The organism is Curtobacterium sp. MCBA15_009 (assembly GCF_001864895.1).
In the GTDB taxonomy this organism is placed as follows: domain Bacteria; phylum Actinomycetota; class Actinomycetes; order Actinomycetales; family Microbacteriaceae; genus Curtobacterium.
The window spans coordinates 418,890-443,282 of the sequence record NZ_MJGO01000023.1; the positions used below are offsets into that span (position 1 = coordinate 418,890).

Here is a 24,393-nt window from a genome sequence, read left to right on the forward strand (position 1 = left end):
CCCGGGTCACATTCGTGTCTCGGCGCCCGATCCGGCGTGATCGCCCCGCTACGATCCGAGAACGCCGACGAATTCTCGGCAGATGTACATGATCCGGCAAGCCGCCGGACCTGACCCCTGGGGGGAACCCGTGCACCGCAGCACCTCCGCCGTCCGTCGCGCCTGCGCCGTCGGCACCACCGTCGCGCTCGTCGGCCTGACCACCGGACTCGGCATCATGACCGCGACCGCCGCCAGCGCCGCCGAGCCGCTCGACACGACGCAGCCCGTCGTCACCGAGGAGACCCCGGCCCCGGCGCCCTCGGACGAGCCGACCCCGTCGGACAGCCCGGCGCCGGCGGACGAGACGCCCGCTCCGCAGGTCCCCGCCGACGAGCCGACCACCCCGGCCACCACCGAGCCGGCTGCGCCGGTGTCGCCCGCAGCGCCCGCACCCGAGGCGACCGCGAAGCCGGACGCCACCCCGACGCCGGACGTCACCGTGCAGGCCGAGGACGCGACCGTCACCATCACGGGGAAGCCGAAGGTCGGCTCGCTGCTCAGCGCCGTGACGACCGGGTTCGACAGCGACCTCGGCTACACGTACGCGTGGAAGGACGCCAACGGTCTCGTCCTGTCGAAGACCGCCACCTACCAGGTCGACCCGACCGACGTCCGCACCACCATCACGGTCGCCGTCACCGGCACCCTGCCCGGCGCGACGGAGACCACCACGGTGACCTCCGAGGCGACGGCCCCCGTCACCCAGGACCCGGCGTTCCTCGCCGCGGACGGGACCCCGACCACCGAGGGCACCAGCCGGAGGCACCCGCTGCAGCTGACGGCCACGGCCGGTGACGCGTTCTCGCACGTCTTCCGCGCCCAGGGCTCGCCCACGCCGACGTACGCGCTCGCCTGGTTCGACCCCGACGACGCCGAACTCGCCGAGGAGTACCCGGAGGACGACTGGTCCCCGGCGGACCAGCTGCCGGAGGGCCTCGCGTTCGACGCCTCGACCGGTGAGCTCAGCGGCACCGCGACCGACGCGTACGACTGGGAGTTCGCCGTCACCGCGACGAGCGGCACCGAGTCCGTCACGCAGTACGTCCAGCTGAACGTCGAGGCCGGCGCACCGGCGGGGATCATGGTCTACACGACCGACCGAGCGGGCCTGTTCGACGAGGACGAGGACTTCGACGACCGGAAGATCTGGATCGTCCAGCCCGACGGCAGCGTCATCACCCTCGGCGGGCCCGTGGGCTACGCCGAGGGCGGTCGCCCGACGATCAAGCAGGGCGGAACGCTCATCGTCGCCGGCGGCCTCGTGGACCGCTGGGGCAACTTGGCCGGCGACCTGGACGAGGACGCGCCCGTACTGCTGCCGACCGTCTCGTCGGACGTCGCGAGCGACGTCATCGCACCGGACGCGGAGTACGGAGACGCCGGCATCGTCAACGTCACCTTCCCGCACGCGTCGGTGCACCACCTGACCGTCTCGTCGGGCGACTTCAGCACCGCGTTCGCCGTCGACGTCCAGCCGACCGCGGTCGCGCCCGTCGTCGCCCCGAAGCCGGTCCCGGCGGCCGCGCCGGTCACCCCGGTGAACACCGGTGGCCAGCTCGCCTACACCGGTTCGGACGCCACCGGCGCCCTGCCCTGGGCCCTCGGCCTGCTCGTGGCCGGTGCCGGCCTGGTCGGTGCCCGCGCCCTGCGACGCCGCCACACCCAGCGCTGACGCACGGTCACGAACGGCCCCGCGGTCCCGTCCAGGGACCGCGGGGCCGTTCCGCGTCCGCGCCGGTAGCGTGGGCGGCATGCCCTCGCTGCTGCACATCGACTCCTCGGCCGACCGCTCGCACTCCCGATCACGTGCGCTGACCGCCGCGTTCGCCGACGCCTGGCGTGCCCGTGGCCCGGAGTACACGGTCGTCCGGCGCGACCTGCACGCCGACCAGCTGCCCCACCTGGAGACCGCCGCCCTGCACTGGGCCGCCGCGGACCGCACGGCCGACGAGACCGTGCCGCCCGAGGCCGAGGCGCTCCGCCAGCAGGTCATCGACGAGCTGCTCGCCGCCGACGTCGTCGTCATCGGCGCACCGCTGTACAACTACACGGTGCCGTCCACGCTCAAGGCCTGGATCGACCGCGTCCACGTGCCGGGCGTCCTCGCCGGGGACGTGCAGCCGCTGGCCGGACGACCGGTCGTGACCGTGGTGAGCCGCGGCGGGACCTACGACGTCGGCACCCCGACCGAGGACTGGGACCACGGCTCCCCCGTCCTGCACCTCATCCTCGGCAGCGCGCTCGGCATGCAGCACCACCCCGTCACCGTGAGCGCGACCCTCGCCGACCGGCTGCCCGACCTCGCACCGCTGGCCGACCACGCCGCCGCCGCGTTCGCCGACGCGGAGACCACCGTCCGACGACTGGCCGCCACGCTCGGCTGAGCGAGGGCGCGGCCGCGGACGCGCCGGAACGGTCAGGCGGGACGGATCTCGTCCGACCGCCCGAGCAGGCCGACGTGGAACGCGGTCTGCGTGACCGCACTCGCCAGCAGGAACCCGGTCATCGACCCGATGCCCCCGCTGAACGGCACCCGCGCCGCGACCTCGAACAGCGTCGGCCGGTCGAGCGCGTCGAGCGCCGCTGCGACGTGCCGTGACCGTTCCTCGCGGTGCCGCGCGAGCACCCGGGCGCGGGACACGACGTCGTGGAACCGGTACTCGTGCCCCGGGCACACCTCGAGGTCGGCGTACGGCTCGAGCAGCGCCAACGAGGCCAGGTAGTCGCCGAGCGGGTTCGTGACGGTCCGACCGCCGAGACCGATCCCCGAGTTGATCCGGGGCAGCACGTGGTCGCCGGTGAACAGCAGGCCGTCGGCCTCGTCGACGAAGCACACGTGCCCCGCCGTGTGCCCGGGGGTCCACAGCGTCCGGATCAACCGCCCGGGGATCGGTAGCTCGTCGGCGTCCGCCAGCAGCAGGTCGGCGAACGGCTCCTCGGCACTGCCGAGCCCGATCCGCCGCCCGCTCCCCCACGCCGCGACGACCCCGGCACGGAGGTCTCCCGGCAGGCCCCACGTCGCGATGTCGGCGTCGTTGGCCACTGCGTCCGACCGCTCGCGCCGGAGCCCCTCGACCTCCAGGCCGTGCATCGCGACCCGCGCCCCGGTCCGGCGCCGGATCGCGGCCGCCGCGCCGAGGTGGTCGGCGTGCAGGTGCGTCACCGCGACGAGCGACACCTCGTCGACCGAACGGCCGACCGCGGCGAGCGCCCCGTCGAGCGCGTCCAGGTCCCCGTCGGCCGACCAGCCGGGGTCGATGACGGCGAGCGAGCCGTCGGTCCCCTCGACCACGTACACCAGGGTGGCGTCGACGACCCCGGAGCGGAACGGGACGGCGAGCGTCCAGATGCCCGGCCGGACCTCCTCGACGGGTGGCAGCACACCCTCACGGAGTGCGGCGGCCTGCACGGGGCTGATCGGTTCCGGCGCCGGCGCTGCCGGTGGTGGCTCGGTCGTCACGCCGGCCACCCTACCGACGCTGGTCGCACGGCCGGGGTGATCCGGGCCTCCTGGCCGCACCTGGTGAGCAGAAGACGTCGGGTCGTCGCACCGGACCCGACGTCTTCTGCTCACGAAGTGCGCAGCGCACCCCGCCCGCCCCGCCTGCCGATGGTGAGCAGAAGATGTCGGGTCGTCGCACCTGACCCGACCATTCCTGCTCACCGAGCGCGACCGGCCGGGGCGACCCGCGCCTCCTGGGCGCCCCCGGCCCGTCCCGCCCGGCCCGCCTGCACATGGTGAGCAGAAGATGTCGGGTCGTCGCGCCGGACCCGACATCTTCTGCTCACGAAGCGCGCAGCGCCCCGCCCCGCGCCACCCCGCGCGCAGCGACGCGAGCGCGCGGCCGCACCCGAGTACACAGGACCCATGACGATCGCACCGATGCTCGCCAAGGCCGTCGCCGAGGTACCGGAACCCGACAGCGTGGCTGGCGGGCTGCGGTACGAGCCGAAGTGGGACGGCTTCCGCGGCATCGTCACGATCGACGGCGACGACGTCGAGATCGGCAGCCGCGGCGCGAAGCCCCTGACCCGGTACTTCCCCGAGCTCGTCGAGGCGCTCCGTGCCCAGTTCGGCGGCCGCGACCATCCGGTGGTGCTCGACGGCGAGGTGGTCCTGCGGTCCGGCGACGCGGGCGCCGAGCACCTGGACTGGGAGGCCCTGTCGCAGCGCATCCACCCGGCGGCCTCGCGGATCGCGAAGCTCAGCGCGGAGACGCCGGCGCAGTTCGTGGCGTTCGACCTGCTCGCCGTCGACGGCGAGGACCTGGTCGACCGGCCGTTCGACGAGCGCCGGGAGCGCCTCGAACAGCTCGCCGACGGCATGACGGACCCGCTGTTCGTCACCCGAACGACGCTCGACGTCGAGCAGGCACGTGGGTGGCTCACGACCTTCGAGGGCGCCGGACTCGACGGCGTCGTCGCCAAGCGTCGGGCGAAGCCGTACGAACCGGGCAAGCGGACGATGCTCAAGATCAAGCACCACCGCACCGCGGACGTCGTCGCGATCGGGTACCGCGTGCACAAGAGCGGCTCGGGGGTCGGGTCGCTGCTGGTCGGTCTGTACGGCGAGGACGGCGAGCTCCGGCAGGTCGGCGGCGTCTCCGCCTTCTCGGACAAGCGCCGACTCGCGTTGGTCGAGGAGCTCGACCCCGTCGTCCTGCGCGATGCGGACGGGAGGCCCGTCACCGGTGACGGGGAACGCTCGCGGTTCTCGTCGGGTCGCGACACGTCGTTCGTCCGGCTGGCGCCGGAACGGGTCCTGGAGGTCCGGTACGACCAGATGGAAGGTGACCGGTTCCGGCACACCGTGCAGTTCGAACGGTGGCGTCCCGACCGTGACGCCGCCTCGTGCGGGTTCGACCAGTTGGAGGTCCCCTCGGCCTACGACCTGCGGGACGTGCTGACGTAGGGAACGCGCGTTCTGTCCGTTTTTCGCTCAGCGTTCCAAGTAGTTAGGCGAACTAGTGAAGACGTGGCAGCATGGTGCCCAGCAGCACGCATCCACCCCGGATGCCACAGATCGGAGCGGTCGACATGAGCACCAGCACGCTGGTCCGCCAGTCACAGCGGAGTCCCTTCTCGGAAGTACGCGAGGCCCGTCGGCAGCGCACCCTGCAGCTGAGCGCACTCGTCAGCGGCATCGCCGGCGTGACGGCCACCGCGCTCGCCCTCATCACGATCGGGCTCGGCTCGTGATCGTCGACGGCATCAGCGACGCGAACCGCGGCACCTGGTCGCGCCTCACGCGCCTGCACACGGCGTCCGTCGGTCTGCCGATGCACACCACCCGCGTCGAGGCGACCGCCCCGACGCCGGACGTGCGCAACGCCGCCTGACCCGACTCAGGTCGTCTTCTTCGCCCGCGAGGGCTGCACGCGCGGCGGTTCGCCGGGCATCTTCGGGAAGTCCGGCGGGAACGGCAGCTCCCCCAGGCCGTCCGCCAGGTCGCGGTCCCACCACTCCAGCAGCGGTGCGATCGAGCCGGGGGTCTCGCCCATCGTCTGCCACGGGTCGCCCGTCGACCGCAGCCGCTCCGGCACGGTCCGGACCGTGAACGCCGTCGGGTCGACGTCGGGCAGCTCGTCCCAGGTGACGGGCGTGGACACCGACGCGTGCGGGAGCGCCCGCGGGCTGTAGGCACCGGCCATCGTCCGGTCCCGGTTCGCCTGGTTGAAGTCGACGAACACGCGCTGGCCGCGCTCCTCCTTCCACCACGCGGTCGTCACCCGGTCCGGCATGCGCCGTTCGAGTTCCCGTGCCGCGGCGATGACGGCGTGCCGCACGTCGAGGAACTCGTGCTCCGGGGTGATCGGCGCGAACACGTGCAGGCCGCGGTTGCCGCTCGTCTTGATCCACGTGGTCAGCCCGACCTCGTCGAGGACCTTCCGGAGCTCCTGCGCCACCGGCACGGTGTCCGAGAAGTCCGTGCCGGGCTGCGGGTCGAGGTCGATGCGGAGCTGGTCGGGGTGGTCGCTGTCCCCGGCTCGCGAGGCCCACGGGTGGAACACCACCGTGTTCATCTGCGCAGCCCACACCGCCACGGCCGGCTCGTCGACGACGAGCTGCGGGTGGGACCGGCCGCTCGCGTACGTCACCGTCACGGAGCGGACGTAGTCGGGAGCGCCCTTCGGCGGGTTCTTCGAGAAGAACTGCTCGCCGTCGATGCCGCCGGGGAACCGCTGCAACGAGATCGGGCGGTCGCCGTTCGCCCGGACGAAGGCGTCGCCCACGTCGACGAGGTACTGTGCCAGGTCGCCCTTGGTGATGCCCGCCTCTGCCCAGAGCACCCGCGAGGGGCTGCTGATCCGGACCTCGCGGTCGCCCACGCGGACCGTCGTCGCTTCGCTCGCCATGCAGCGGACCGTACACGGGGCAGGATGGACGGGTGAGCGACTACCTCGGCGTGGACCTGGCGTGGGGGCTCGGCACCCCGGACCGCGCGCCGAACGAGACCGGCCTGGTCGCCATGGGGGCCGACGGCACCGTCATCGACGCCGGCTGGGCCCGCGGGGTCGACGCCGTCGCCGCGTGGATCACCGCACACGTCGGCCCGCGGACGCTCATCGCCGTCGACGCCTCACTCGTCGTGACGAACCCCACGGGCATCCGCGAGGCCGAACGGCAGGTCGGGCAACGCTACGGCCGGTGGAAGGTCGCGGCGAACCCGACGAACCTGGCGTCCGCGGCGAGCGCCGGCGCCCGGCTGCTCGACGTCCTCACGGCGCACGGCATCGGGTACGTGTCGTCGACGGCGGCCATGCGGGCGCGCACCGGACCGGTGGCGTTCGAGTGCTACCCGTACACGACCCTGGTCGGCGTCGAGGAGCTCGGCTACGACGTCGAGCGGCCGCGCTACAAGCGCCTCGACCTGCGCATCCCCGCCGCCGAGGCGCGGACCCGCCGCGCTGCCGCCTTCGACGAACTCGTCCGTCGGCTGCGGGAGACCCCGCTCGACCCGCCGCTGTCGCTCGACTCGCACCCGCTGACCGCCGGGCTCGCCGACCCGTCGGTGCTGCACGGTCCGACGCACAAGCACCGCGAGGACCTGCTCGACGGCGCCCTGTGCGCCTGGACCGCCGCGTTCTGGGAGCGGCACGGCGACGACCGCGTGCAGGTCCTGGGGGCCGAGCCGGGCCTCCCCACCGACCCGGCGGACGAGGCGGGCCGCCAGCCCGTCGTGGTGGCGCTGGCACGCCCGTCGCAGCGGGGGCCGCGCGGCTAGGCTGGCTCGGTGAGCACCACCACCGAACCCCTGCGCATCGGGCTGGTGTCGCTGCACACCTCCCCCGGCGACGAACCCGGCTCGGGCGAGGTCGGCGGGATGAACGTCGTCGTCCGACACCAGGCCGAGGCCCTGGCCGACCTCGGCCACCACGTCGACATCGTCACCCGCCGGTCCGCCCCGAGCCAGCCGGACTCGGTGTCGCTCGTGCCGGGCGTGTGCCTGCGGTTCGTGTCCGCCGGTCCCGCGCAGCCGGTGCCGAAGGGCGAGCACGACGCCTTCATCGAACCGTTCCGCCGCGAACTCGAACAGCTCGGCCCGTACGACGTGCTGCACTCGCACCACTGGTTCTCCGGCGCAGCGGCGTTGCCCGTCGCCCGGGAGCGCGGCGTGCCGCACGTGCAGTCCTTCCACTCGATCGCCGCCGACCCAGAGACCCCGCTGTCCGAGGGCGAGCGCCCCGAGTCCGCCGGGCGCATCGCCGGCGAGGAACTGCTCGCCCAGGGGTCCGACGCCGTCGTCGTGGTGTCCGAGGCCGAGGCCGCCACCGTCCGCACGCGACTCGGCGGCGACGACGCCCGCATCTGGATCGTGCCGCCGGGCGTCGACGGTTCCGTCTTCCGCCCCGCCGGATCGAGCGCGCGCCGTGCCGCCACGCCCTACGTCGTCGCGGCGGCACGCGTGCAGCCGCTCAAGGGACTGGACCTGGCGATCGAGGCGATCGCCGGCATCAGCCAGGAGGCCCGCCCCACCCTGGTCATCGCGGGCGACGCCTCGAGCGAGGCGGGCGACTACGTGGACGAACTGCGTCGGCTCGCCGCCGCGCACGGCATCGCCGACCAGGTCACCTTCATCGGGCCGCAGTCGCGCGCCGACCTGGCGTTCCTGTTCCGCGGCGCGGCCGCCGTGCTCGTGCCGTCGCACTCGGAGACGTACGGACTCGTCGCGCTCGAGGGCTCGGCGTCCGGGGTGCCGGTCGTCGCCGCCGCTGCCGGCGGGCTGCGCGAGGCCGTGGTCGACGGCGAGACGGGCGTCGTGCTCGAGTCCCGCGACCCGGCGGTGTGGGCGGCGGAGATCGAACGGATCCTGACCGACGAGCAGTACGCGTCCGGCCTGGCGTCGGCGGGTCGGGAGCACGCGGAGCGGCTCAGCTGGGAACGGTCGGCGTCCGGGCTCGAGGCCGTCTACCGCCGGGTGCTCGGACGCCCGTGATCGACCAGCGCTTCTGGGACGCCCTCGACGCCGTCCCGGTCGAGTCCGACGCCGAGGCGCTCTACGACGTCCGCTCCGCCGAGGGCCGCCTGCGCCGCGAGAACCTGTCCCGGTACCTCGACCGGCTCGCACCGACGGCGGACACCCTGCTCGTCGCCGAGGCCCCGGGCTGGCGCGGGATGACGAACACGGGGATCCCCTTCACGAGCATGCGGGAGCTGGGGCCGGGGTACCTCGTGCCGCCGGAGCCGACCGCGCCGTGGGAGGCGTCGTCGCGCGTCGTGCACGCCGCACTGGCGGGTCGGAGCGGCCCGCTCCCGGTCGCGTGGGCGATCTTCCCGCACCACCCCTTCGTGGCGCCGGACCGGCTGACGAACCGGACGCCGCGCCCTGCCGAGGTCCGTTCGGGCGCGCCGGTGGCCCTCGCCCTGCTCGAGGCCCTCGGCGGCGTCGACCGGGTCCGGGTCGTCGCGGTCGGGCGGAAGGCGCAGGGCGCGCTCGCACTGGCCGGCATCGACGCGGTCGCCGTCCGGCACCCCGCACAGGGCGGTGCCCGGCAGTTCACCGAGCAGGTACAGGCACTGCTGCGCTGAGGCCCGGCGTCAGGCGGAGCGGACCTCGACGCCCTTCGCCTGCAGCCGCTCGGCGACGTGCGCCGGCAGCGGTGCGGCGACGAAGACGGTGCTCAGCTCCGGCAGGTCCAGCACGTCGTCCCAGTTCTGCGGGTCGAAGCGGTCGTCCGAGCCGTCCCAGCCGGGGTGCACGTCCTGCAGGACCTCGAGGTCGGAGTCGACCGTCAGCTCGGTGACCAGGGCCAGCTGCGACGGCAGGAGGTCGAGGTCGTCGTAGTACTCGCGCGCCCGGTCGTCCTGCCCGTCGACGTCGACGTCCTCGCCGGTCTCGTCCTCGGCGTCGGGGTCGTACGGGTCGAGCACGTCGAGGTCGTAGCAGAGCACGTCGAGCACCAGCAGCTTCGCGTTGAAGTCGGCGAACTCGACGGGTTCCTCGGTGGTGTTCGAGTCGTGGTCCATGGCCCGGAGCGTATTCGCCGTCGGGTCACCGTGTTGCGATCTCGAGAAACCTTCCTGTGGGACTGGACAGGATGCCCTGCCCCGCGAAAGGGTGACGCATGGCCACCACCAACACGGACCGCCCGAAGCAGGAGCAGACCGAGCTCCGCAGGGTCATCGGTCCCAAGCTGCTGCTGCTCTTCATCGTCGGCGACATCCTCGGCACGGGTGTCTACGCACTGACCGGACAGGTCGCCGCAGAGGTCGGCGGAGCAGCGTGGCTGCCCTTCCTCATCGCGTTCGCGGTCGCGCTGCTGACGGCGTTCTCGTACCTGGAGCTCGTCACGAAGTACCCGCAGACCGCGGGTGCGGCGCTCTACGTGCACAAGGCGTTCGGCATCCACTTCCTGACCTTCATCGTCACGTTCATCGTCATGTGCTCCGGCATCACCTCGGCATCGACGGCCTCGCGGGCGTTCGCCGCGAACCTCGGCGCCGGGTTCGGCCTCGAGCTGCCGAACGCGGCCGTGATGCTCATCGGGATGGGCTTCATGCTCGCCGTGATGGCCGTCAACTTCCGCGGGGTGAGCGAGAGCGTCAAGACGAACGTCGTGCTCACCTTGGTCGAGCTCTCCGGTCTCGTGATGGTGATCCTCATCGGCTTCTGGGCGATCGCCGGCGGCAACGCGGACTTCTCGCGCGTGGTCATGTTCGAGACCCCCGAGGACAAGGGCCTGCTGCTCTCCGTCAGCACGGCGACCTCGCTGGCGTTCTTCGCCATGGTCGGCTTCGAGGACTCGGTCAACATGGCCGAGGAGACGAAGGACCCCTCGCGCATCTTCCCGAAGGTCATGCTCACCGGCCTCGGCATCACCGCCGTGATCTACGTGCTCGTGTCCATCTGCGCCGTCGCGGTCGTGCCGATCGGCGAACTGGCCGGCAACGAGACCCCGCTCGTGACGGTCGTGCAGACCGCGGCGCCGGACTTCCCGATCGCCGACCTGCTGCCGTTCATCTCGATGTTCGCCGTCGCGAACACCGCGCTGATCAACATGATGATGGCCTCCCGTCTGCTGTACGGCATGAGCAAGCAGGGCGTGCTGCCCGGCTTCCTGGCCCGCGTCTCCCCCACCCGCCGCACGCCGTCGACCGCGATCGTCTTCACGACGCTCATCTCGCTCGCGCTGATCGGCTGGGTGTCGCTCGACCCCGACTCGCCCATCGTGGTCGTCCTCGGCGGCACCACCTCGCTCCTGCTGCTCTCGGTCTTCGCGATCGTGAACGTCACCGTCCTGGTGCTCCGGCGGGACAAGGTCGACCACCGGCACTTCCGTGCCGGCGTCGTCATCCCCGCGATCGGCATCGTGACCTGCCTGTGGCTCGTCCTGCCGTTCTCGTCCGGCCGCGACCCGCAGCAGTACCAGATCGCCGGCGCCCTGCTGGCGCTGGGCGTCGTGCTGTGGCTCGTGACGTGGTTCACGCACGGGCGGAAGCAGGCCGAGAAGGCCCCGACCGGACTCGTCACGGAACCCACGAAGGTGCAGCGGCCGCCGCACGGCGACCGTGACTCGTGATGGACACCACGAACGTCATCTGGACCGTCGTGATCGCGGCGATCGCCGTCCTGTCGTTGTCCGCCGGAGGCTGGCGCCTCCGCCGAACGCGCCGTGACCACCACGACGACGGGCCCGCCGGGACCGACCGCTGAACGATCGCCGGCACACCACTGCCCGAGCGCGGACCGACCATTGACCGATCGCTGGCACACCACTGCCCGAGCGCGGACCGACCGTTGAGCGCAGACCGCAGACCGCTGACCGCTGACCGCTGACCGAGCCGCACCCGCGCGGGCGGGTCCCCCGATCGGGCGGGTGCGGTTCCCAGGCGGTGCCCGTACGCTCGTCGTGCTCTTCCTGCCCGGTCCCGCCCGTCGAGAGGTCCTGCCATGCGCCGAGTCGGCATCACCCTGGCGTCGGTGTTCGGCGCCGGCATCGTGGTGGTCGGCATCGGCGTGGTCGTGCTCGTGGTGATCGCGGTCAACTCGATCGCCGGGATCGCCGGGTCGAGCGCCGCCGAGTCGAAGCCGGCCTGCCCCCAGGTGGCATCGAAGACGGTCGGCGGGCTCGTCGTGCCGGCCGGTCCCATCGCGGGCTTCTGCCAGGACCGGCTCGTCAACGCCGCCGCGGTGATCCAGGCGGCGCGGACGCTCGGCATCGGGCCGCACACGCAGGCCGTGGGCGTGATGACCGCGATCGGCGAGTCGAGCCTGGTCAACCTCGACCACGGCGACGCGGCGGGGCCGGACAGCCGCGGCCTGTTCCAGCAGCGCGACAACGGCGCGTGGGGCACGTACGAGCAGCGGATGGACCCGTACACCGCGGCGTCGATGTTCTACGCGAAGCTCGTGAAGGTGCCGGGCTGGAAGACGATGACCCCGACGCAGATGGCGCACGCCGTGCAGGTCAACTCGGACCCGGAGCACTACGCGAAGTTCTGGCCGGAGGCGAAGGCCGTCGTCGAGGGGTTGACGGGCGAGACCGTGCCGGACACCGCGCCGACGTCCTGACCCGTCACGACGCCACCGCCTCGGGCCGGTCGAGGTCCTCGAGCTCGACCATCGCCGCGCCGAGCGCGTGCACGACGACCTGACCGCGCAGACGGACGCGGTGGTCCTCGAAGGAACAGGCGCAGGCGTCGACCCACTCCCAGTCGGCGGGGAACAGCCGGTCGGCGCCGGGGCGTTCCCAGACGAGGACGACCTCTGCCGCGCCGATCTGCTCGACGATGTCCCGCACGAGCGAGGCGAAGTCGTCCACGTGCTCGTCCGGTTCGTACGGCAGGTCGGCGATCGGGATGAGGAACGGGACGGGGACGGCTCGGTCGTCGAGGAACAGCACCCAGCACTGCCGGGTGACCGGACCGTCGACGACCGCGGCGACGAGCTGGACGACGTCGTCGTCGGTGCGGACGGGGGTACGGATGAGGCGGTCGAGCATGTCTCTCTCTGGCATGCCCCCAGCGTGTCCGCCACCAGTGCAGCAACCGGGGCCCGACGGCGCATCTGTGGACGACGGCGCCGCACTACCACCTGTGGAGGACCAGTCCCCCATCGACGGTGTCAGAAGCCGCGCGTCACCGAGCTGCCGACGAGCAGCTGCACCACGGCGAACACCGCGACCACGGCCACGATCGCGACGAGCGGCACCGGCCAGGCCCACCGCCGTCGCACCAGCCGGACCACGGTCACCACGATCGCCACGACGGCGACGAGTGCGACGAGCACCGGGCCGATGAAGACCGCCGTGCCGCCGAGCGCCTCGTTGCACGAGTTGCCCGGTGCCGCACACGAGCTGAACGCCAGGCGCATGAACACGATGCCCCAGGCCGCGACCAGCGAGCCCAGCGTGAGCACCGCGAGCAGCACCGTCGAGGCGACCACGTCGGCGACGCGACGGCCGCCGACCAGGGGGTGCCGGGTCTCCTGACCGGGTGCGGCCGGAGCCGACCCGACCGGGTCGGGCCCGGCCATCAGCGACGCCGACCGCGCGTCGACCAGAGCGCGGCGGCGATGAGCAGGGGCTGCCCGAACAGGCGGGCGATGCGCTTCTCGTCGCTGTCCAGTCCGAAGGCGTCGCGTCGGTTCACCCACTGCGACAGGTTGCCCGGGAAGATGACCGTGAAGAACAGGGCAGCGACCTTGCCGACCGTGCGGCGGGCACCCGCCGGGGCGAGCAGCAGCGCCGAACCGAGCCCGATCTCGGCGACGCCCGAGGCGAGCACCGTCGTGTCCTCGTCGAGGGGCACGAAGTCGGGCACCTGGGCCGTGAACTCCTTGCGGGCGAACGTCAGGTGGCTCGTCCCGGCGAACACGAGGGCCAGGCCGAGCAGGACACGGAGGAAGGAACGCATGGGTCCATCGTGCCCGCTCCCGACGGGCCGTGACCGCCGGACGCGCGCGAGCGGGCCCCGACTCGCTACATTCGGTTCCATGGGAGCCGTCGCCCCGGACCACGAGCCGCCAGCAGCCCCGGCGACCTTCGCCGTGCTGCTCGGCCCGGTGGCCTTCTACCTCGGGATCATCGTCCCCGCGCAGTCGACCATCCGCCACGTGCTGCTCGGTGCGGTGTTCGGGGTCCTCTGCCTGCTGTGCGGGTGGCGGGCGCTCCGCATCGCGGGCCGCAGGGTCGGCGTGCGCGTGTGGTCGTGGATCGGCATGGTCATCGGCGCGGCCGGACTGGTGATGCTCGTCTGGCAGGTCCTGGTCATCGTGACCGGCGGGGCGTTCCCGTCGCCGTTCTGGTCGCCGTACGCGAACCGCTGACGCGGAAGCGCACGCCGGCGCCGCGGGTCACCAGCCGAAGGTGCCCGCTCCGCCCTTGAACGGCCCGACGACGTCCTTCGTGATCCAGCCGCCGTAGAAGTCGCCCTCCTGCGCCTGGACGACCTCGCCGCCGACCTCGCAGGAGTCCATCGCCGAGGGGTAGATCGCCACCCGCTCGCGCAGGGACTCGTACCCGGGTTCCGGCGTCGGGTAGTTCCACGCCGCCCGGGGTGCGACCGCGTCGCCGCCGACGACGTCGAAGTACCGCGCCAGGCCCTTGAACTCGCACATGCTCGCGCCCTCGGCCGGCACGAGCGCGCCCGGTGCCAGGTCGGCGATCGGCAGGTAGTAGACCGGCGGGTGCGACGTCTCGAGCACCCGGACGGCAGCCGTGGTGTCCGCGACGACGACCCCGCCGAGCCGGACGACCACGCGGGCACTGACGGGGTCGACGGCAGGAGGCCGTGGGTAGTCCCAGACGGACTCCTGGCCGGGGGCGGGCTCGATCCGGTTCGGGTGGCGCATGGCTCCCGGTGTACGCCGCACGGCTGCGGGTCGGCCGGGCGCGGGACAGCGACTCCCGCAGGGTGCACCATGGGCGGGTGACGACGACGACACGCACCCTCTTCCGCCGGAAGCCCATCGAGACCATCGACGACGAGTCCGGTGGCGAGGGCGGCCTGAAACGGCACCTCGGCCTCTGGCAGCTCACCGCGATCGGCATCGGCGGGATCATCGGTGCGGGCATCTTCACCCTCGCCGGCACCGTCGCGCACGGCGTCGCCGGGCCGGCGGTCCTCATCAGCTTCCTCGTCGCCGGGGTGGCGAGCGCCGCCGCGGCCCTGTCCTACGCCGAGTTCGCCGGCCTCATCCCGAAGGCCGGCAGCGCCTACACGTACGGCTACGCGGTGCTCGGCGAGATCGTCGGGTGGTTCATCGGCTGGGACCTGCTGCTCGAGTACACGGCCATCGTCGCCGTGGTCGCGATCGGCATCTCCGGCTACGTCGGGTTCCTGGTCGGCCAGTTCGGCATCGACCTGCCCGCCTGGATGCTCGGCGCGCCAGGCACCGGCGACGGTCACGTCATCGACGTGTTCGCCGTCCTGCTGTGCCTGCTCACCGCGTTCGTGCTCACCCGCGGCATCCGGAGCGCCGCCCGGTTCGAGTTCGTCGCCGTCGGCATCAAGGTCGCGCTCGTCGTGCTCATCGTCGTGCTCGGGGTGTTCCACATCAACAGCGCGAACTACTCCCCGTACTTCCCGTTCGGCTTCGGCGGTGTGATGACCGGTGCGGCGACGGTGTTCTTCGCCGTGTTCGGCTACGACGCGATGTCCACCGCCGCCGAGGAGTCCACCGACGCCCGCAAGCACATGCCGAAGGCGATCCTGCTGTCCCTCGGCATCTCGATGGTCCTGTACGTGCTGGCGACGCTCGTGCTGACCGGGATGCAGCGGTACACCGACATCGACCCGGCGTCGGGCTTCTCGTCGGCGTTCGCGTCGGTCGGCCTCGGCGGCGTGGCGAACGTCATCGCGATCGGTGCCATCGTCGGCATCGTCACGGTGCTCGTCACGTTCATGCTCGGCGCGAGCCGCGTCTGGTTCTCGATGAGCCGCGACGGCCTCATGCCGAAGTGGTTCGCGAAGACCGACCCGAAGCGGCACGTCCCGACGCGGGTCACCTGGATCCTCGGCATCGCGTCCGCGGTCCTGGCGGGCGTCCTGCCGATCGGCGTGGTCGCGGAGCTCACGAACATCGGCATCCTGCTGGCGTTCGTGGTGGTCTGCTCGGCCGTGATCGTGCTCCGCTACCGGCAGCCCGACCTGGACCGCCAGTTCCGACTGCCGTTCATGCCGGTCATCCCGATCATCGGCGTCATCGCGTCGCTGTGGCTCGTGACGTTCCTGCAGTGGGAGACGTGGGTGCGGTTCGCGGTGTGGTTCGCCATCGGGCTCGGCGTGTACTTCGGCTACTCACGGAAGCACAGCAAGCTCGCGGAACGACAGGACGGCTAGCGGCCGGTCCAGCGCACCCAGCCCTGCACCTGTGCGGCAGCGCTCTCGAACGACGAGTGCGCCCCGACGAGCGAGTGGTCCGGCGAGTCGACGCAGAACTGGTCGGCACGGGTGACGTCGCAGACGATCTCGGAACCGAGGAGCACGTTCCAGTGGTCGTCGGAGTCGTGCACCCAGCGCAAGCGGTCCGGCATCGGCGTGTCCAATCAGGGCGGATGAGGAACGCACCACCGCGCTCGCTCTCCCCGAGACAGTAGCCCCGCACCTCGCTGACCCCTCAGGAACCGGGGTGCACGACGGCGTCGGTGGCAGCTGGCACGATGGTGCCGTGACAGCAGCCCCGATGATCGACGCCGTCGACGTCATCCGCTTCGTCGGGCCGCAGACCTTCGGTCGCGCCCGCGACGTCGTCCGCGCCGGTCTCGTCGACGACGCCGCCTGGCACGACGACACCGGCACCGTCACGGCGACGGTCAGCGGCACCGCCGACGACCCCTACGACGTCCGCGTCGACACCACCCCGGCACGCGGCGAGTTCGTCCGCCCGGTGCGCAGCAGCTGCACCTGTCCGCTCGGGGGCGACTGCAAGCACGTCGCGGCCGCGCTGCTCACCATCAACGCGCGTGCCCTCGCCGCGAACGCCGGCCCGCGTCCGGAAGCGCCGGCTCCGCCGCCCTCGGACTGGAGGCACGAGCTCGCCCGCCTCGCCGGCGACGACGAGCGGGCGGTCACCCCGCAGGGCACGCGGATGGGCCTGCAGTTCGAGTTGCGTGACGCGGTCCCCGTGAAGCTCGCCTCGCGCGCCCGCGCTGCCGGTCGCGCCCTGCCGGCGCCGTCGCGGAGCGTGCGGCTCGGCGTCCGTCCGGTCACCCGCAGCGACGCCGGCAACTGGGTGCGCGGGCAGCTCACCTGGGGCACGCTGCCCTACTCGCAGAACCGACTCGGCATCGGCGCCGAGCAGCACGCCTGGTTCCTGCAGCTCGCCGCCCTGCACCGCGCCGGGCAGCTCGCCGGGCTGCCGGGTGAGAGCGACTGGCTGCACCTCGACGACTTCCGCAGCCCCCTGCTCTGGCCGCTCCTGCAGCAGGCCGCGGCGCTCGACATCGCGTTCGTCACCGGCAAGCGCGAGGGCGGCGCGGTCCTCGGCACGCAGGCACAGGTCCTGCTCGACGTCGCCCGGCACGACGGCGCCGTGGTGATCGGCGCGAGCGCGGTCCTCGACGGCCGGCCGATCGTCGCCGGCGCCGCGCGGACGATCGGCGACCACGGCGTCTACGTCTTCCGCGACGGCCCCGAGTCCACGGTCGCGTTCGCCCCGACCCCGGCGCCCGTACCCGACGACCAGCGCCGCATGCTCGTCGAGGGCACCCGCATCACGGTGCCGGACGCCGAGGTCGACGAGTTCCTGGCGGACTGGTCGCCGCGGCTCCGCGGTGCGCTCGGCCTGGTCAGCTCCGACGGCTCGATCGAACTGCCGGAGCGCACCCCGCCCGAGCTCGTGCTCACCGCGACGTTCGAGCCGGCCCGCGCGCCACGGACCGACGACCGCGTGCACCTGCACTGGCGCTGGCACGTCGACGGCCGGAAGGACCCGGTGTCCCTGCACGGGCCGCTCCCCGACCTGTCCCGGCTCCGCGCCGCCGACGACCCGACCGACGTGCCGGACGCGGCCGGGCCGGTGACGGACGAGTCCGGGCCGGCAGCGTCGGCGGACGCGGCGGACGCGGCGGACGCGGCGGACGCAACGGGTGCGACGGGGCCGGCCACGGCACCGGGCCTGGCCACCCTGCGGCCGCCGGCCGACGACGCAGCGACGGCCGGGCCTCCCGTCCGCGCCGCCGGACCGGGTGGCGGACTGGACTGGTTCCAGGACGGCACCGTCGACGGGGCCGACGTCGCGGTGTTCGCGAACGAGTTCCTGCCCGAGCTGCCGTCGCTCGGCGTCCGCACGGTCGTGCAGGGCGAGCGCGTCGACTACGAGCGGCTGAGCGGCCGCCCGCACATCCGCGTGACGACGATGCCCTCGGACAAGCACGACTGGTTCGACCTCGGCATCATCGTGAGCGTCAACGGCAAGCAGATCCCGTTCACGCCGCTGCTCACCGCGCTCGCGAGCCGGCAGCGCCGCCTCAAGCTCGTCGACAACTCGTACCTGTCGCTCGCCGACCCCGCCTTCGACCGGCTGAAGGAGCTCATCGACGAGGCCCGCGACCTCGACGAGTGGGAGCCCGACCAGCCGATCACGGTCACGCCGCTGCAGGCCGGCCTCTGGTCGGAGTTCGACCTGCTCGCCGACGAGACCGCGCACGACGAACGCTGGCGGACGATCGTCGCGGGCCTGTCCGGCGCGACTCCCCCGGGTGCCGTCCCGGTGCCGGACACCGTGCACGCCGAGCTGCGGCCCTACCAGCACGCCGGGTACGCCTGGTTGTCGTTCCTGGCGTCGCACGGCATCGGCGGCGTGCTCGCCGACGACATGGGCCTCGGCAAGACGCTGCAGGTGCTCACGATGATCGCCGCCCGACGCGCGGCCGAACCCGACGCCCAGCCGTTCCTCGTAGTGGCGCCGACCTCGGTCGTCGGCAACTGGGCGGCCGAGGCGGCGACCTTCACCCCGTCGCTGCGCGTCGCGACGGTGACCTCGACGTCGCTGAAGGACCCGGGGCTCGTCGCCCGGACCGCGTCGCAGGCCGACGTCGTCGTGACGTCGTACGCGCTGCTGCGGCTCGACGCCCCCGCCTGGACCGACCTGCCGTGGTCGGCCCTCGTCCTCGACGAGGCGCAGTTCGTCAAGAACCCCGCATCCCAGACCCACCGGGTGGCCACGGAGCTCCGGGCGCCCGTGAAGTTCGCGATCACCGGCACCCCGCTCGAGAACGGGCTCACCGACCTGTGGGCGCTGTTCCACATCGTCGCCCCCGGACTGCTGTCCACGTGGACCCGGTTCGGCGACGACTTCGTGAAGCCGCTGGCCTCGCCCGACCTGCGCGGCGAGGCCCGGCAGGAACTCACCGCCCGGCTGCGGCGCCGGATCCGTCCACTCATGCTCCGCCGCACGAAGCAGGCCGTCGCCGCAGACCTGCCGCCGAAGCAGGAGCAGGTCGTCCGGGTCACGCTCGACCCCGCGCACCGGGCGCTCTACGAACGGACGCTCAACCGGGAGCGCCTCAAGGTGCTCGACCTCATCGACGACCTGGCGAAGAACCGGATGATCGTGTTCCGGTCGCTGACCCTGCTGCGGATGCTCGCCCTGTCCCCGGCGCTCGTCGACAGCGCGCCCGACCAGCCGATCCCGTCCGCGAAGCTCGACCTGCTGCTCGACGAACTCGAACAGCTCGCAGCCGAGGGGCGACGCGCCCTGGTGTTCAGCCAGTTCACCTCGTTCCTGCGGATGGTGTCCGACGCCCTCGACGCCCGCGGGATCGGCCACGAGTACCTCGACGGCTCGACCAGGAAGCGCCCGGAGGTCATCGAACGCTTCCGGCAGGGCACCGCCCCGGCGTTCCTCATCTCGCTGAAGGCGGGCGGCTTCGGCCTCACCCTGACCGAGGCGGACACGGTGTTCGTGCTCGACCCGTGGTGGAACCCCGCCGCCGAGTCGCAGGCCGTCGACCGGACGCACCGCATCGGGCAGACCCGTTCGGTGAGCGTCCAGCGGTTCATCGCCGAGGACACCATCGAGGAGAAGGTCCTGGCGCTGGCCGCCCGCAAGGCCGAGCTCTTCGCCACGATGATCGACGACGACGCCCTGTTCGCCGAGGACCTGACCGCCGACGACATCCGCTCGCTGCTCGACTGACCCGCTGCCGCACCACCGATCCGCCGCACCACCGCACCACTGGAGTCCCACCCGCATGACGTCCCGCCGACGCCGCCGTTCCCGCACCGCCCTCACCTCGTTCCTCGTCGTCCTCGCCCTCGCGGCGGGCGGGTGGGCGCTCGACGCCACCGGCGTCCTCGGGCCGGTCACCGACACTGCGGACCGGTCCACGGCCGTGGCGACGGCCCCGACGGCTCCGCCGGCGACGGGACCCGGCGTGGCGGAGCCGAGCCGGGCCTCCCGTCCGACCGTCGACACGGCGACCGACGGCGAGGTGACCAGGGCGCGCACGCTGCTCGCGGCACTGCCGGTCAAGGGCAAGGCCGCCGCGACCGGGTACGACCGCACCGGCGAGTTCGGCTCCGCCTGGCTCGACGTCGACCGCAACGGGTGCGACACGCGGAACGACGTGCTCGCCCGCGACCTCAACGACATCGTGCGCGACGGCCCCTGCACGGTCCTGACCGGCACGCTCGTGTCGCCGTACACGGGGGCGACGATCGACTTCGTGCGGGGCAACACGACCTCGACGCTCGTGCAGATCGACCACGTCGTCGCGCTCGAGAACGCCTGGCGCACCGGAGCGCAGCAGCTGTCCCAGGACGAACGCGAGGCCTTGGCCAACGACCCGCAGAACCTGTTCGCAGTCGACGGACGGTCGAACGCGCAGAAGGGCTCGGGCGACACCGCGACCTGGCTGCCGGCGGACCGGGCATTCCGCTGCACGTACGTCGCGCACCAGGTCGAGGTGAAGACGGCGTACCGGCTGTGGGTCGCACCGGCGGAGCACGACGCGATGGAGCGGGTCCTGCAGCGCTGCTGATCGCGGACGTTGGACAACAGGTGTAGTCTTACCTTATCGATGCGAACGCATCGTTCGGACTCGCTGCGCCGCGCCGCCGATCCCGCTGCGCGGACCCCGAGCCCTTCACCGTCGAAGACCTCAGGAGGCCATCCATGTCCACAGCTCGTTTCACCGACCGCGTCGTCCTCATCACCGGCGGCGGCTCCGGCCTCGGCCGCGCGACCGCCGTCCGCCTCGCCACCGAGGGCGCGGCGCTGTCGCTCGTCGACGTCTCCGCCGAGGGCCTCGAGGCCACGAAGACCGCCGTGCTCGACGCCGCTCCCGAGGCGCAGGTCCTCACCACCGTCGCCGACGTCTCCGACGAGGCCCAGGTCGACGCCTACGTCACCGCGACCACCGAGCGCTTCGGTCGCATCGACGGCTTCTTCAACAACGCCGGCATCGAGGGCAAGCAGAACCCGACCGAGTCCTTCACGGCAGCCGAGTTCGACAAGGTCGTCTCGATCAACCTCCGCGGTGTGTTCCTCGGCCTCGAGAAGGTCCTCGGCATCATGCGCGAGCAGGGCTCCGGCATGGTCGTCAACACCGCGAGCGTCGGTGGCATCCGCGGCATCGGCAACCAGTCCGGCTACGCCGCCGCCAAGCACGGGGTCGTCGGTCTGACCCGCAACTCCGCCGTCGAGTACGGCCGGTACGGCATCCGCATCAACGCCATCGCCCCCGGTGCCATCTGGACGCCGATGGTCGAGAACTCGATGAAGCAGCTCGACCCGGTGGACCCGCGCAAGGCTGCCGAGGAGTTCATCCAGGTCAACCCGTCGAAGCGCTACGGCGAGGCCCCCGAGATCGCCTCGGTCGTCGCGTTCCTGCTCTCCGACGACGCGTCCTACGTCAACGCGACCGTCGTCCCGATCGACGGCGGACAGTCCGCCGCCTACTGACGGACGACCCGTCCGTGTGACACCATGCCGACATGGCAGCGCAGCTCACCGTCCCCCAGGCGTTCGCACTCCTGCTCCTCCGCTCCGACGGCAGGTTCGGCATGGTGTCACAGGGGCTGACCGTCGGTCTGGGCGGCGCGGTGCTCGCGGACCTCGAGATCCGGCGCCTCGTCAGCTACGAGCACCCCCGCGTCCTGCCGCACAAGGCTCCCTTCACCGGCGACCCGGTGCTCGACCGCGTCTTCGACGACCTGCTGTCGGCGACGAAGCCGCGGCGGGCAGCCGCCTGGGTCGGCCGGTTCGGCACCAAGGCGCTGCGCGAGGGGGTGCTCGAGCAACTCGTGCAGGCCGGCATCCTCGGTCGCCAGGAGCGTCGGGTCCTCGGGCTCTTCCCCTCCGTCGCCTACCCGGAGCGCGACGGCGGCCCCGAGAAGCTCCTGCGGGGAGCGATCGCCGACGTCCTCGGCGGCGCGGTGCTGCCGACGCCGTTCACCGCGGCGCTCATCGGACTCCTCCACGCCACCGGCACCCTCAAGCCGCAGTTCGGCAAGGTCGACCGTCGACTCGTCGCCAGCATCACCGCCGGCGACTGGGTCGCCCCGGCGGTGAAGTCGGTGCTGCAGTCGCAGCAGACCGCGGGCGGCATCGCCGGCGCCGGCGCGGTGGCGTCCGCGACGAGCTAGGCGGCCCGACCACGGCGTCGCTCCGCCCGGCGACCGCGGGACTGGAGTGCCTCGTCCGAGCGGCCGACGGTTCCGGTGACCGATCCCCGGCCAGAGCGAACCACGACCGGCAGCACCTCCGCGCGGCACGACTGCCCCGCCCGACCGGCGCGCCCGTCCGACCGGCCGCCCCACCCAGTCCTGGATCGATCCGACCGGGGCCCACCGGGTCGTCCGCACCTCGCGGTGCCCGTTCCCGGTGCGGTCGGAGGCCCCGCCACCCCTGGTGACCGCCGGAGCAGTGACGTCCGCCGCCGGCTGACCGCGGGCGTGGCACACGTCCCGTCGCGCCTCAGCCGACCACCGGGGCCACCACCGCCGACGTGCCGAGTGCGACCATCCCCATCACGAGCGCCGTCACCAGCGCCACCGCCCACCCCCGCGGGCTCCGGTGGCGCACCCACCGAGCGGCGATCACCCCGCCGACGAACACGACCAGCAGCAGCACCCCCTCTCCGAGGCTCGGCGCCCAACCCACCCACGGGCGGCACACCCGCGTCGAGGTCTCCCAGTCGCAGCCGTACTGCGAGGCCGCGGCGATGGCCGCCTGCAGGAAGAACGCGACGCACGCCGCCACGGCGAGCAGCACGAAGAGCACGATCGTCACCGCGAGGTCGAGCTTCGACGACCGTGAGCGCCACGGCGACGGTCGGCTCGCCCACTCCTCCAGCACGCGTCCCCCTTCCGTCGGCCGTCAGCACCCTACCGGCACCGCGGCGGGGAGCGTATCCGCCGGCACCGACACCGGTGACCGGATTGCGCTGCTCGTCCTTCGGCGTCGGTGAGAAACACCCAGTTGTGGGGATCGACCCGTCGGGACCGCACCGGCAGGATCGTGAGGTCGGGTACGAGGGGACGGGACGACGATGCCGCTGGGTGGACCAGGACCACGTGATTGGACTCCTCCGGAGTACATGCGATCCGCTTCGCCCCGGGGCGGACGACGTGCCGGGCGCCTCGACGTCCCGCCACCGCTGCTCGCCGTGCGGCCGCGTCGCCGTACCCGGCCAGGCGTCTCCGCCGCGCTCTCCGTGCTGTTCGGTCTCGGGAGTGTGGTCCTGGCCGTGGCCGCTCCGCACGACGCAGGTGTCCAGACCGGCTTCATCGCCTCGTCGATCGGCATCACCGCGATCGTCACCGGCGGCCACGCGGTGAAGGTCGCGCCCTGGGGCGCAACGGGCACCCGCGCCTTCGGTCGCGGTGGCGCGATCCTCGGCGGGGTCGGGACGGCCCTCATGCTCTACGCACTGATCGCGTTCGCCCTGCTCCCCTCCGGTGTGCGCCTGCCGGCTCTCGCGCTCCCCGCCGGGACCCCCGGTGACGCCGTCCTCGCCGGGCCGGCCCCGACCGCCACACCGATGCAACACGCCGCGACTCCGACGCCGGCCGAGACGACGCCGACCTCGCCGGAGTCAGCGTTCGACCGGGTCCCCGTGACCGTGGAACAGGAACGGTCCGCCGTGGTGCAGAGCGCCGGCACGCTCGCCTACGTCATGCAGCAGCGGTTCGGTGTCGGACCGTTCCCGGCGCAGGTCGCCGTGGACCGGACGACGCCCCAACGCGTCATGCTGCTGGACGGGACGTCACTGGCACCGATCCCGGTCGGCGCGCGTGTGCTGTACTCGGCGTCGCCGGACGGCTCGTCGTGGACGGTGACGGTCGTCGGCGGTCAGTTCGGCGCCGTCGCCACCTACAGTTCGGCGGTGGGAACGGTCCAGGCTGGCTGACGGTTCCGGTCGGTGACACCAGGCCTGCGCGAACCACGGCCGTCAGCCGCTCGACGGGAACGCCATCCACCTGGCTCGCGGCACGCGCCGCTGCTCGGCACGAGGGTCACGAGGCCAGGCTGCCGAGCACGCTCCAGGTGATCACGAACGCGAGCACCACCGCAGCGGCCGTCCCGAGCGCCACCGCCCAGCCGAGTGGTCGGGTCCGGCGCACCCGCGCGGCGAGCAGCGCGCCGGCGACGCAGATGCTGACGACCACCACGGCCTCGACGATCGCGGTCTGCGGGCCCGCCGCGTCGTTGCACGCCCGCGTCGAGGACTCCCAGCCGCAGCCGTACTGCGACACCGCTCCGACGAGGTAGCTGACGACAACGATGATCCCGCCCAGCAGGGCGGTCAGGACGAAGAGCACGACCGAGACGACGAGGTCGGCTGTGAAGCCACCGCCCGATCGGTGCGGCCCGCGCCGGTCCGGCACAGACGCCGAGGACTGCACCGTGCTCGGATCCGGTCCTGGCACTCCTGCTGACATGGTCGTCCCCCGTTCCCCGGC

28 protein-coding genes are annotated in these 24,393 nt (G+C 72.7%); 18 read left to right on the plus strand and 10 right to left on the minus strand.

Translation table 11 applies throughout. The features are described 5' to 3' along the window. Nucleotides 1-130 precede the first annotated feature (130 nt). Both BIU97_RS07590 and BIU97_RS07595 read left to right on the plus strand, forming a co-directional pair. Nucleotides 131-1,714 (plus strand): putative Ig domain-containing protein, encoded by a 1,584-nt coding sequence (locus BIU97_RS07590; RefSeq protein ID WP_071297342.1) that lies wholly within the window; start codon nt 131-133, stop codon nt 1,712-1,714. Nucleotides 1,715-1,793: 79 nt separating this feature from the next. After that, entirely contained in the window at nt 1,794-2,426 is a 633-nt protein-coding gene (locus tag BIU97_RS07595) for an FMN-dependent NADH-azoreductase (RefSeq protein ID WP_071297343.1), read from the plus strand. A 32-nt stretch (nt 2,427-2,458) separates the two neighbouring features. Here BIU97_RS07595 and BIU97_RS07600 read toward each other — a convergent pair whose 3' ends face one another. Beyond that, nucleotides 2,459-3,502, minus strand: coding sequence for an MBL fold metallo-hydrolase (locus BIU97_RS07600; protein WP_175472187.1), 1,044 nt, complete (start codon nt 3,500-3,502; stop codon nt 2,459-2,461). Nucleotides 3,503-3,910: 408 nt separating this feature from the next. Here BIU97_RS07600 and BIU97_RS07605 point away from each other — a divergent pair, with 408 nt between their 5' ends. The 3 genes from BIU97_RS07605 to BIU97_RS18040 all read left to right on the plus strand — a co-directional run bounded on the left by BIU97_RS07605 (nt 3,911) and on the right by BIU97_RS18040 (nt 5,381). Further along, nucleotides 3,911-4,954, plus strand: a complete 1,044-nt coding sequence (locus BIU97_RS07605; RefSeq protein WP_071297344.1) for an ATP-dependent DNA ligase — start codon at nt 3,911-3,913, stop codon at nt 4,952-4,954. 125 nt (nt 4,955-5,079) lie between these two features. Further along, nucleotides 5,080-5,241, plus strand: coding sequence for a hypothetical protein (locus tag BIU97_RS18035; RefSeq protein WP_175472424.1), 162 nt, complete (start codon nt 5,080-5,082; stop codon nt 5,239-5,241). Continuing rightward, nucleotides 5,238-5,381 (plus strand): hypothetical protein, encoded by a 144-nt coding sequence (locus tag BIU97_RS18040; protein WP_175472185.1) that lies wholly within the window; start codon nt 5,238-5,240, stop codon nt 5,379-5,381. Before BIU97_RS18035 ends, BIU97_RS18040 begins: the two co-directional genes overlap by 4 nt. 6 nt (nt 5,382-5,387) lie before the next feature. Here the strand turns inward: BIU97_RS18040 and ligD are convergent, their stop codons facing one another. Next, on the minus strand, nt 5,388-6,398 hold the full coding sequence (ligD, locus tag BIU97_RS07615) for a non-homologous end-joining DNA ligase (RefSeq protein WP_071297346.1): 1,011 nt from the start codon (nt 6,396-6,398) through the stop codon (nt 5,388-5,390). A gap of 32 nt (nt 6,399-6,430) precedes the next feature. Here ligD and BIU97_RS07620 point away from each other — a divergent pair, with 32 nt between their 5' ends. Genes BIU97_RS07620 through BIU97_RS07630 form a run of 3 tightly spaced genes read left to right on the plus strand, consistent with a single transcriptional unit; the run spans nt 6,431 to nt 9,072 of the window. Continuing rightward, nucleotides 6,431-7,267: a DUF429 domain-containing protein gene (locus BIU97_RS07620; RefSeq protein ID WP_071297347.1), complete on the plus strand. Its 837-nt coding sequence runs from the start codon at nt 6,431-6,433 to the stop codon at nt 7,265-7,267. Between the two features lie 9 nt (nt 7,268-7,276). Continuing rightward, nucleotides 7,277-8,479, plus strand: a complete 1,203-nt coding sequence (locus BIU97_RS07625; protein ID WP_071297348.1) for a glycosyltransferase — start codon at nt 7,277-7,279, stop codon at nt 8,477-8,479. After that, complete coding sequence (locus BIU97_RS07630; protein ID WP_071297349.1) at nt 8,476-9,072, plus strand: uracil-DNA glycosylase; 597 nt, start codon at nt 8,476-8,478, stop codon at nt 9,070-9,072. Before BIU97_RS07625 ends, BIU97_RS07630 begins: the two co-directional genes overlap by 4 nt. Before the next feature lie 9 nt (nt 9,073-9,081). Here the strand turns inward: BIU97_RS07630 and BIU97_RS07635 are convergent, their stop codons facing one another. Beyond that, nucleotides 9,082-9,510 (minus strand): DUF6892 domain-containing protein, encoded by a 429-nt coding sequence (locus BIU97_RS07635; RefSeq protein WP_071297350.1) that lies wholly within the window; start codon nt 9,508-9,510, stop codon nt 9,082-9,084. A 98-nt stretch (nt 9,511-9,608) separates the two neighbouring features. Between BIU97_RS07635 and BIU97_RS07640 the strand changes: the two genes are divergently transcribed. The 3 genes from BIU97_RS07640 to BIU97_RS07645 all read left to right on the plus strand — a co-directional run bounded on the left by BIU97_RS07640 (nt 9,609) and on the right by BIU97_RS07645 (nt 12,055). Further along, nucleotides 9,609-11,063, plus strand: a complete 1,455-nt coding sequence (locus BIU97_RS07640) for an APC family permease (protein WP_071297351.1) — start codon at nt 9,609-9,611, stop codon at nt 11,061-11,063. Beyond that, complete coding sequence (locus tag BIU97_RS18445; protein WP_258369453.1) at nt 11,063-11,197, plus strand: hypothetical protein; 135 nt, start codon at nt 11,063-11,065, stop codon at nt 11,195-11,197. The genes BIU97_RS07640 and BIU97_RS18445 overlap by 1 nt, the downstream gene beginning before the upstream one ends. Nucleotides 11,198-11,434: 237 nt before the next feature. Further along, nucleotides 11,435-12,055 (plus strand): hypothetical protein, encoded by a 621-nt coding sequence (locus BIU97_RS07645; protein ID WP_071297352.1) that lies wholly within the window; start codon nt 11,435-11,437, stop codon nt 12,053-12,055. Nucleotides 12,056-12,059: 4 nt separating this feature from the next. On the opposite strand, the gene BIU97_RS07650 is transcribed toward BIU97_RS07645, so the two are convergent. From BIU97_RS07650 to BIU97_RS07660, 3 genes are all read right to left on the minus strand, one after another. Beyond that, a complete protein-coding gene (locus BIU97_RS07650) occupies nt 12,060-12,500 on the minus strand; it encodes a hypothetical protein (RefSeq protein ID WP_139195945.1) in 441 nt (146 codons plus the stop codon). A 107-nt stretch (nt 12,501-12,607) separates the two neighbouring features. Beyond that, nucleotides 12,608-13,045, minus strand: a complete 438-nt coding sequence (locus BIU97_RS07655; RefSeq protein WP_368073086.1) for a DUF6264 family protein — start codon at nt 13,043-13,045, stop codon at nt 12,608-12,610. Next, a complete protein-coding gene (locus tag BIU97_RS07660; protein WP_071254415.1) occupies nt 13,018-13,398 on the minus strand; it encodes a DoxX family protein in 381 nt (126 codons plus the stop codon). The genes BIU97_RS07655 and BIU97_RS07660 overlap by 28 nt, the downstream gene beginning before the upstream one ends. Nucleotides 13,399-13,477: 79 nt before the next feature. Here BIU97_RS07660 and BIU97_RS07665 point away from each other — a divergent pair, with 79 nt between their 5' ends. Continuing rightward, nucleotides 13,478-13,810, plus strand: a complete 333-nt coding sequence (locus BIU97_RS07665) for a hypothetical protein (protein ID WP_071297354.1) — start codon at nt 13,478-13,480, stop codon at nt 13,808-13,810. A 27-nt stretch (nt 13,811-13,837) separates the two neighbouring features. On the opposite strand, the gene BIU97_RS07670 is transcribed toward BIU97_RS07665, so the two are convergent. After that, entirely contained in the window at nt 13,838-14,335 is a 498-nt protein-coding gene (locus BIU97_RS07670) for a DUF427 domain-containing protein (protein ID WP_071254411.1), read from the minus strand. Between the two features lie 77 nt (nt 14,336-14,412). On the opposite strand from BIU97_RS07670, the gene BIU97_RS07675 reads away from it, so the two are divergent. Further along, complete coding sequence (locus BIU97_RS07675; RefSeq protein ID WP_071297355.1) at nt 14,413-15,825, plus strand: amino acid permease; 1,413 nt, start codon at nt 14,413-14,415, stop codon at nt 15,823-15,825. On the opposite strand, the gene BIU97_RS07680 is transcribed toward BIU97_RS07675, so the two are convergent. Beyond that, nucleotides 15,822-16,019, minus strand: coding sequence for a hypothetical protein (locus BIU97_RS07680; protein ID WP_071254406.1), 198 nt, complete (start codon nt 16,017-16,019; stop codon nt 15,822-15,824). The two genes, BIU97_RS07675 and BIU97_RS07680, sit on opposite strands and share 4 nt — an antisense overlap. Before the next feature lie 134 nt (nt 16,020-16,153). Here BIU97_RS07680 and BIU97_RS07685 point away from each other — a divergent pair, with 134 nt between their 5' ends. The 4 genes from BIU97_RS07685 to BIU97_RS07700 all read left to right on the plus strand — a co-directional run bounded on the left by BIU97_RS07685 (nt 16,154) and on the right by BIU97_RS07700 (nt 22,074). Then, the gene (locus BIU97_RS07685) at nt 16,154-19,624 is read left to right on the plus strand and encodes a DEAD/DEAH box helicase (RefSeq protein WP_139195946.1); all 3,471 of its coding nucleotides are present in this window, start codon (nt 16,154-16,156) and stop codon (nt 19,622-19,624) included. 55 nt (nt 19,625-19,679) lie between these two features. Beyond that, on the plus strand, nt 19,680-20,468 hold the full coding sequence (locus tag BIU97_RS07690) for an HNH endonuclease family protein (protein WP_083420848.1): 789 nt from the start codon (nt 19,680-19,682) through the stop codon (nt 20,466-20,468). Between the two features lie 134 nt (nt 20,469-20,602). Continuing rightward, entirely contained in the window at nt 20,603-21,391 is a 789-nt protein-coding gene (locus tag BIU97_RS07695) for an SDR family oxidoreductase (protein ID WP_071254399.1), read from the plus strand. 32 nt (nt 21,392-21,423) lie between these two features. After that, complete coding sequence (locus BIU97_RS07700; protein ID WP_071297358.1) at nt 21,424-22,074, plus strand: GOLPH3/VPS74 family protein; 651 nt, start codon at nt 21,424-21,426, stop codon at nt 22,072-22,074. A gap of 331 nt (nt 22,075-22,405) precedes the next feature. Here the strand turns inward: BIU97_RS07700 and BIU97_RS07705 are convergent, their stop codons facing one another. Beyond that, the gene (locus BIU97_RS07705) at nt 22,406-22,786 is read right to left on the minus strand and encodes a hypothetical protein (RefSeq protein ID WP_071297359.1); all 381 of its coding nucleotides are present in this window, start codon (nt 22,784-22,786) and stop codon (nt 22,406-22,408) included. A gap of 391 nt (nt 22,787-23,177) precedes the next feature. On the opposite strand from BIU97_RS07705, the gene BIU97_RS07710 reads away from it, so the two are divergent. Next, a complete protein-coding gene (locus BIU97_RS07710; protein ID WP_139195947.1) occupies nt 23,178-23,840 on the plus strand; it encodes a hypothetical protein in 663 nt (220 codons plus the stop codon). Nucleotides 23,841-23,946: 106 nt separating this feature from the next. Here the strand turns inward: BIU97_RS07710 and BIU97_RS07715 are convergent, their stop codons facing one another. Beyond that, nucleotides 23,947-24,372: a hypothetical protein gene (locus BIU97_RS07715; RefSeq protein ID WP_139195948.1), complete on the minus strand. Its 426-nt coding sequence runs from the start codon at nt 24,370-24,372 to the stop codon at nt 23,947-23,949. Nucleotides 24,373-24,393: the final 21 nt, after the last annotated feature.

Excerpts from the sequence above, each read along its gene's own strand:
- BIU97_RS07595 (WP_071297343.1), top strand. The coding sequence starts at position 1,794 with ATGCCCTCGCTGCTGCACATCGACTCCTCGGCCGACCGCTCGCACTCC.
- BIU97_RS07605 (WP_071297344.1), top strand. The coding sequence starts at position 3,911 with ATGACGATCGCACCGATGCTCGCCAAGGCCGTCGCCGAGGTACCGGAA.
- BIU97_RS18035 (WP_175472424.1), top strand. The coding sequence starts at position 5,080 with ATGAGCACCAGCACGCTGGTCCGCCAGTCACAGCGGAGTCCCTTCTCG.
- ligD (WP_071297346.1), bottom strand. The coding sequence starts at position 6,398 with ATGGCGAGCGAAGCGACGACGGTCCGCGTGGGCGACCGCGAGGTCCGG.
- BIU97_RS07635 (WP_071297350.1), bottom strand. The coding sequence starts at position 9,510 with ATGGACCACGACTCGAACACCACCGAGGAACCCGTCGAGTTCGCCGAC.
- BIU97_RS07640 (WP_071297351.1), top strand. The coding sequence starts at position 9,609 with ATGGCCACCACCAACACGGACCGCCCGAAGCAGGAGCAGACCGAGCTC.
- BIU97_RS18445 (WP_258369453.1), top strand. The coding sequence starts at position 11,063 with ATGGACACCACGAACGTCATCTGGACCGTCGTGATCGCGGCGATCGCC.
- BIU97_RS07645 (WP_071297352.1), top strand. The coding sequence starts at position 11,435 with ATGCGCCGAGTCGGCATCACCCTGGCGTCGGTGTTCGGCGCCGGCATC.
- BIU97_RS07650 (WP_139195945.1), bottom strand. The coding sequence starts at position 12,500 with ATGCCAGAGAGAGACATGCTCGACCGCCTCATCCGTACCCCCGTCCGC.
- BIU97_RS07660 (WP_071254415.1), bottom strand. The coding sequence starts at position 13,398 with ATGCGTTCCTTCCTCCGTGTCCTGCTCGGCCTGGCCCTCGTGTTCGCC.
- BIU97_RS07665 (WP_071297354.1), top strand. The coding sequence starts at position 13,478 with ATGGGAGCCGTCGCCCCGGACCACGAGCCGCCAGCAGCCCCGGCGACC.
- BIU97_RS07670 (WP_071254411.1), bottom strand. The coding sequence starts at position 14,335 with ATGCGCCACCCGAACCGGATCGAGCCCGCCCCCGGCCAGGAGTCCGTC.
- BIU97_RS07680 (WP_071254406.1), bottom strand. The coding sequence starts at position 16,019 with ATGCCGGACCGCTTGCGCTGGGTGCACGACTCCGACGACCACTGGAAC.
- BIU97_RS07690 (WP_083420848.1), top strand. The coding sequence starts at position 19,680 with ATGACGTCCCGCCGACGCCGCCGTTCCCGCACCGCCCTCACCTCGTTC.
- BIU97_RS07695 (WP_071254399.1), top strand. The coding sequence starts at position 20,603 with ATGTCCACAGCTCGTTTCACCGACCGCGTCGTCCTCATCACCGGCGGC.
- BIU97_RS07700 (WP_071297358.1), top strand. The coding sequence starts at position 21,424 with ATGGCAGCGCAGCTCACCGTCCCCCAGGCGTTCGCACTCCTGCTCCTC.
- BIU97_RS07715 (WP_139195948.1), bottom strand. The coding sequence starts at position 24,372 with ATGTCAGCAGGAGTGCCAGGACCGGATCCGAGCACGGTGCAGTCCTCG.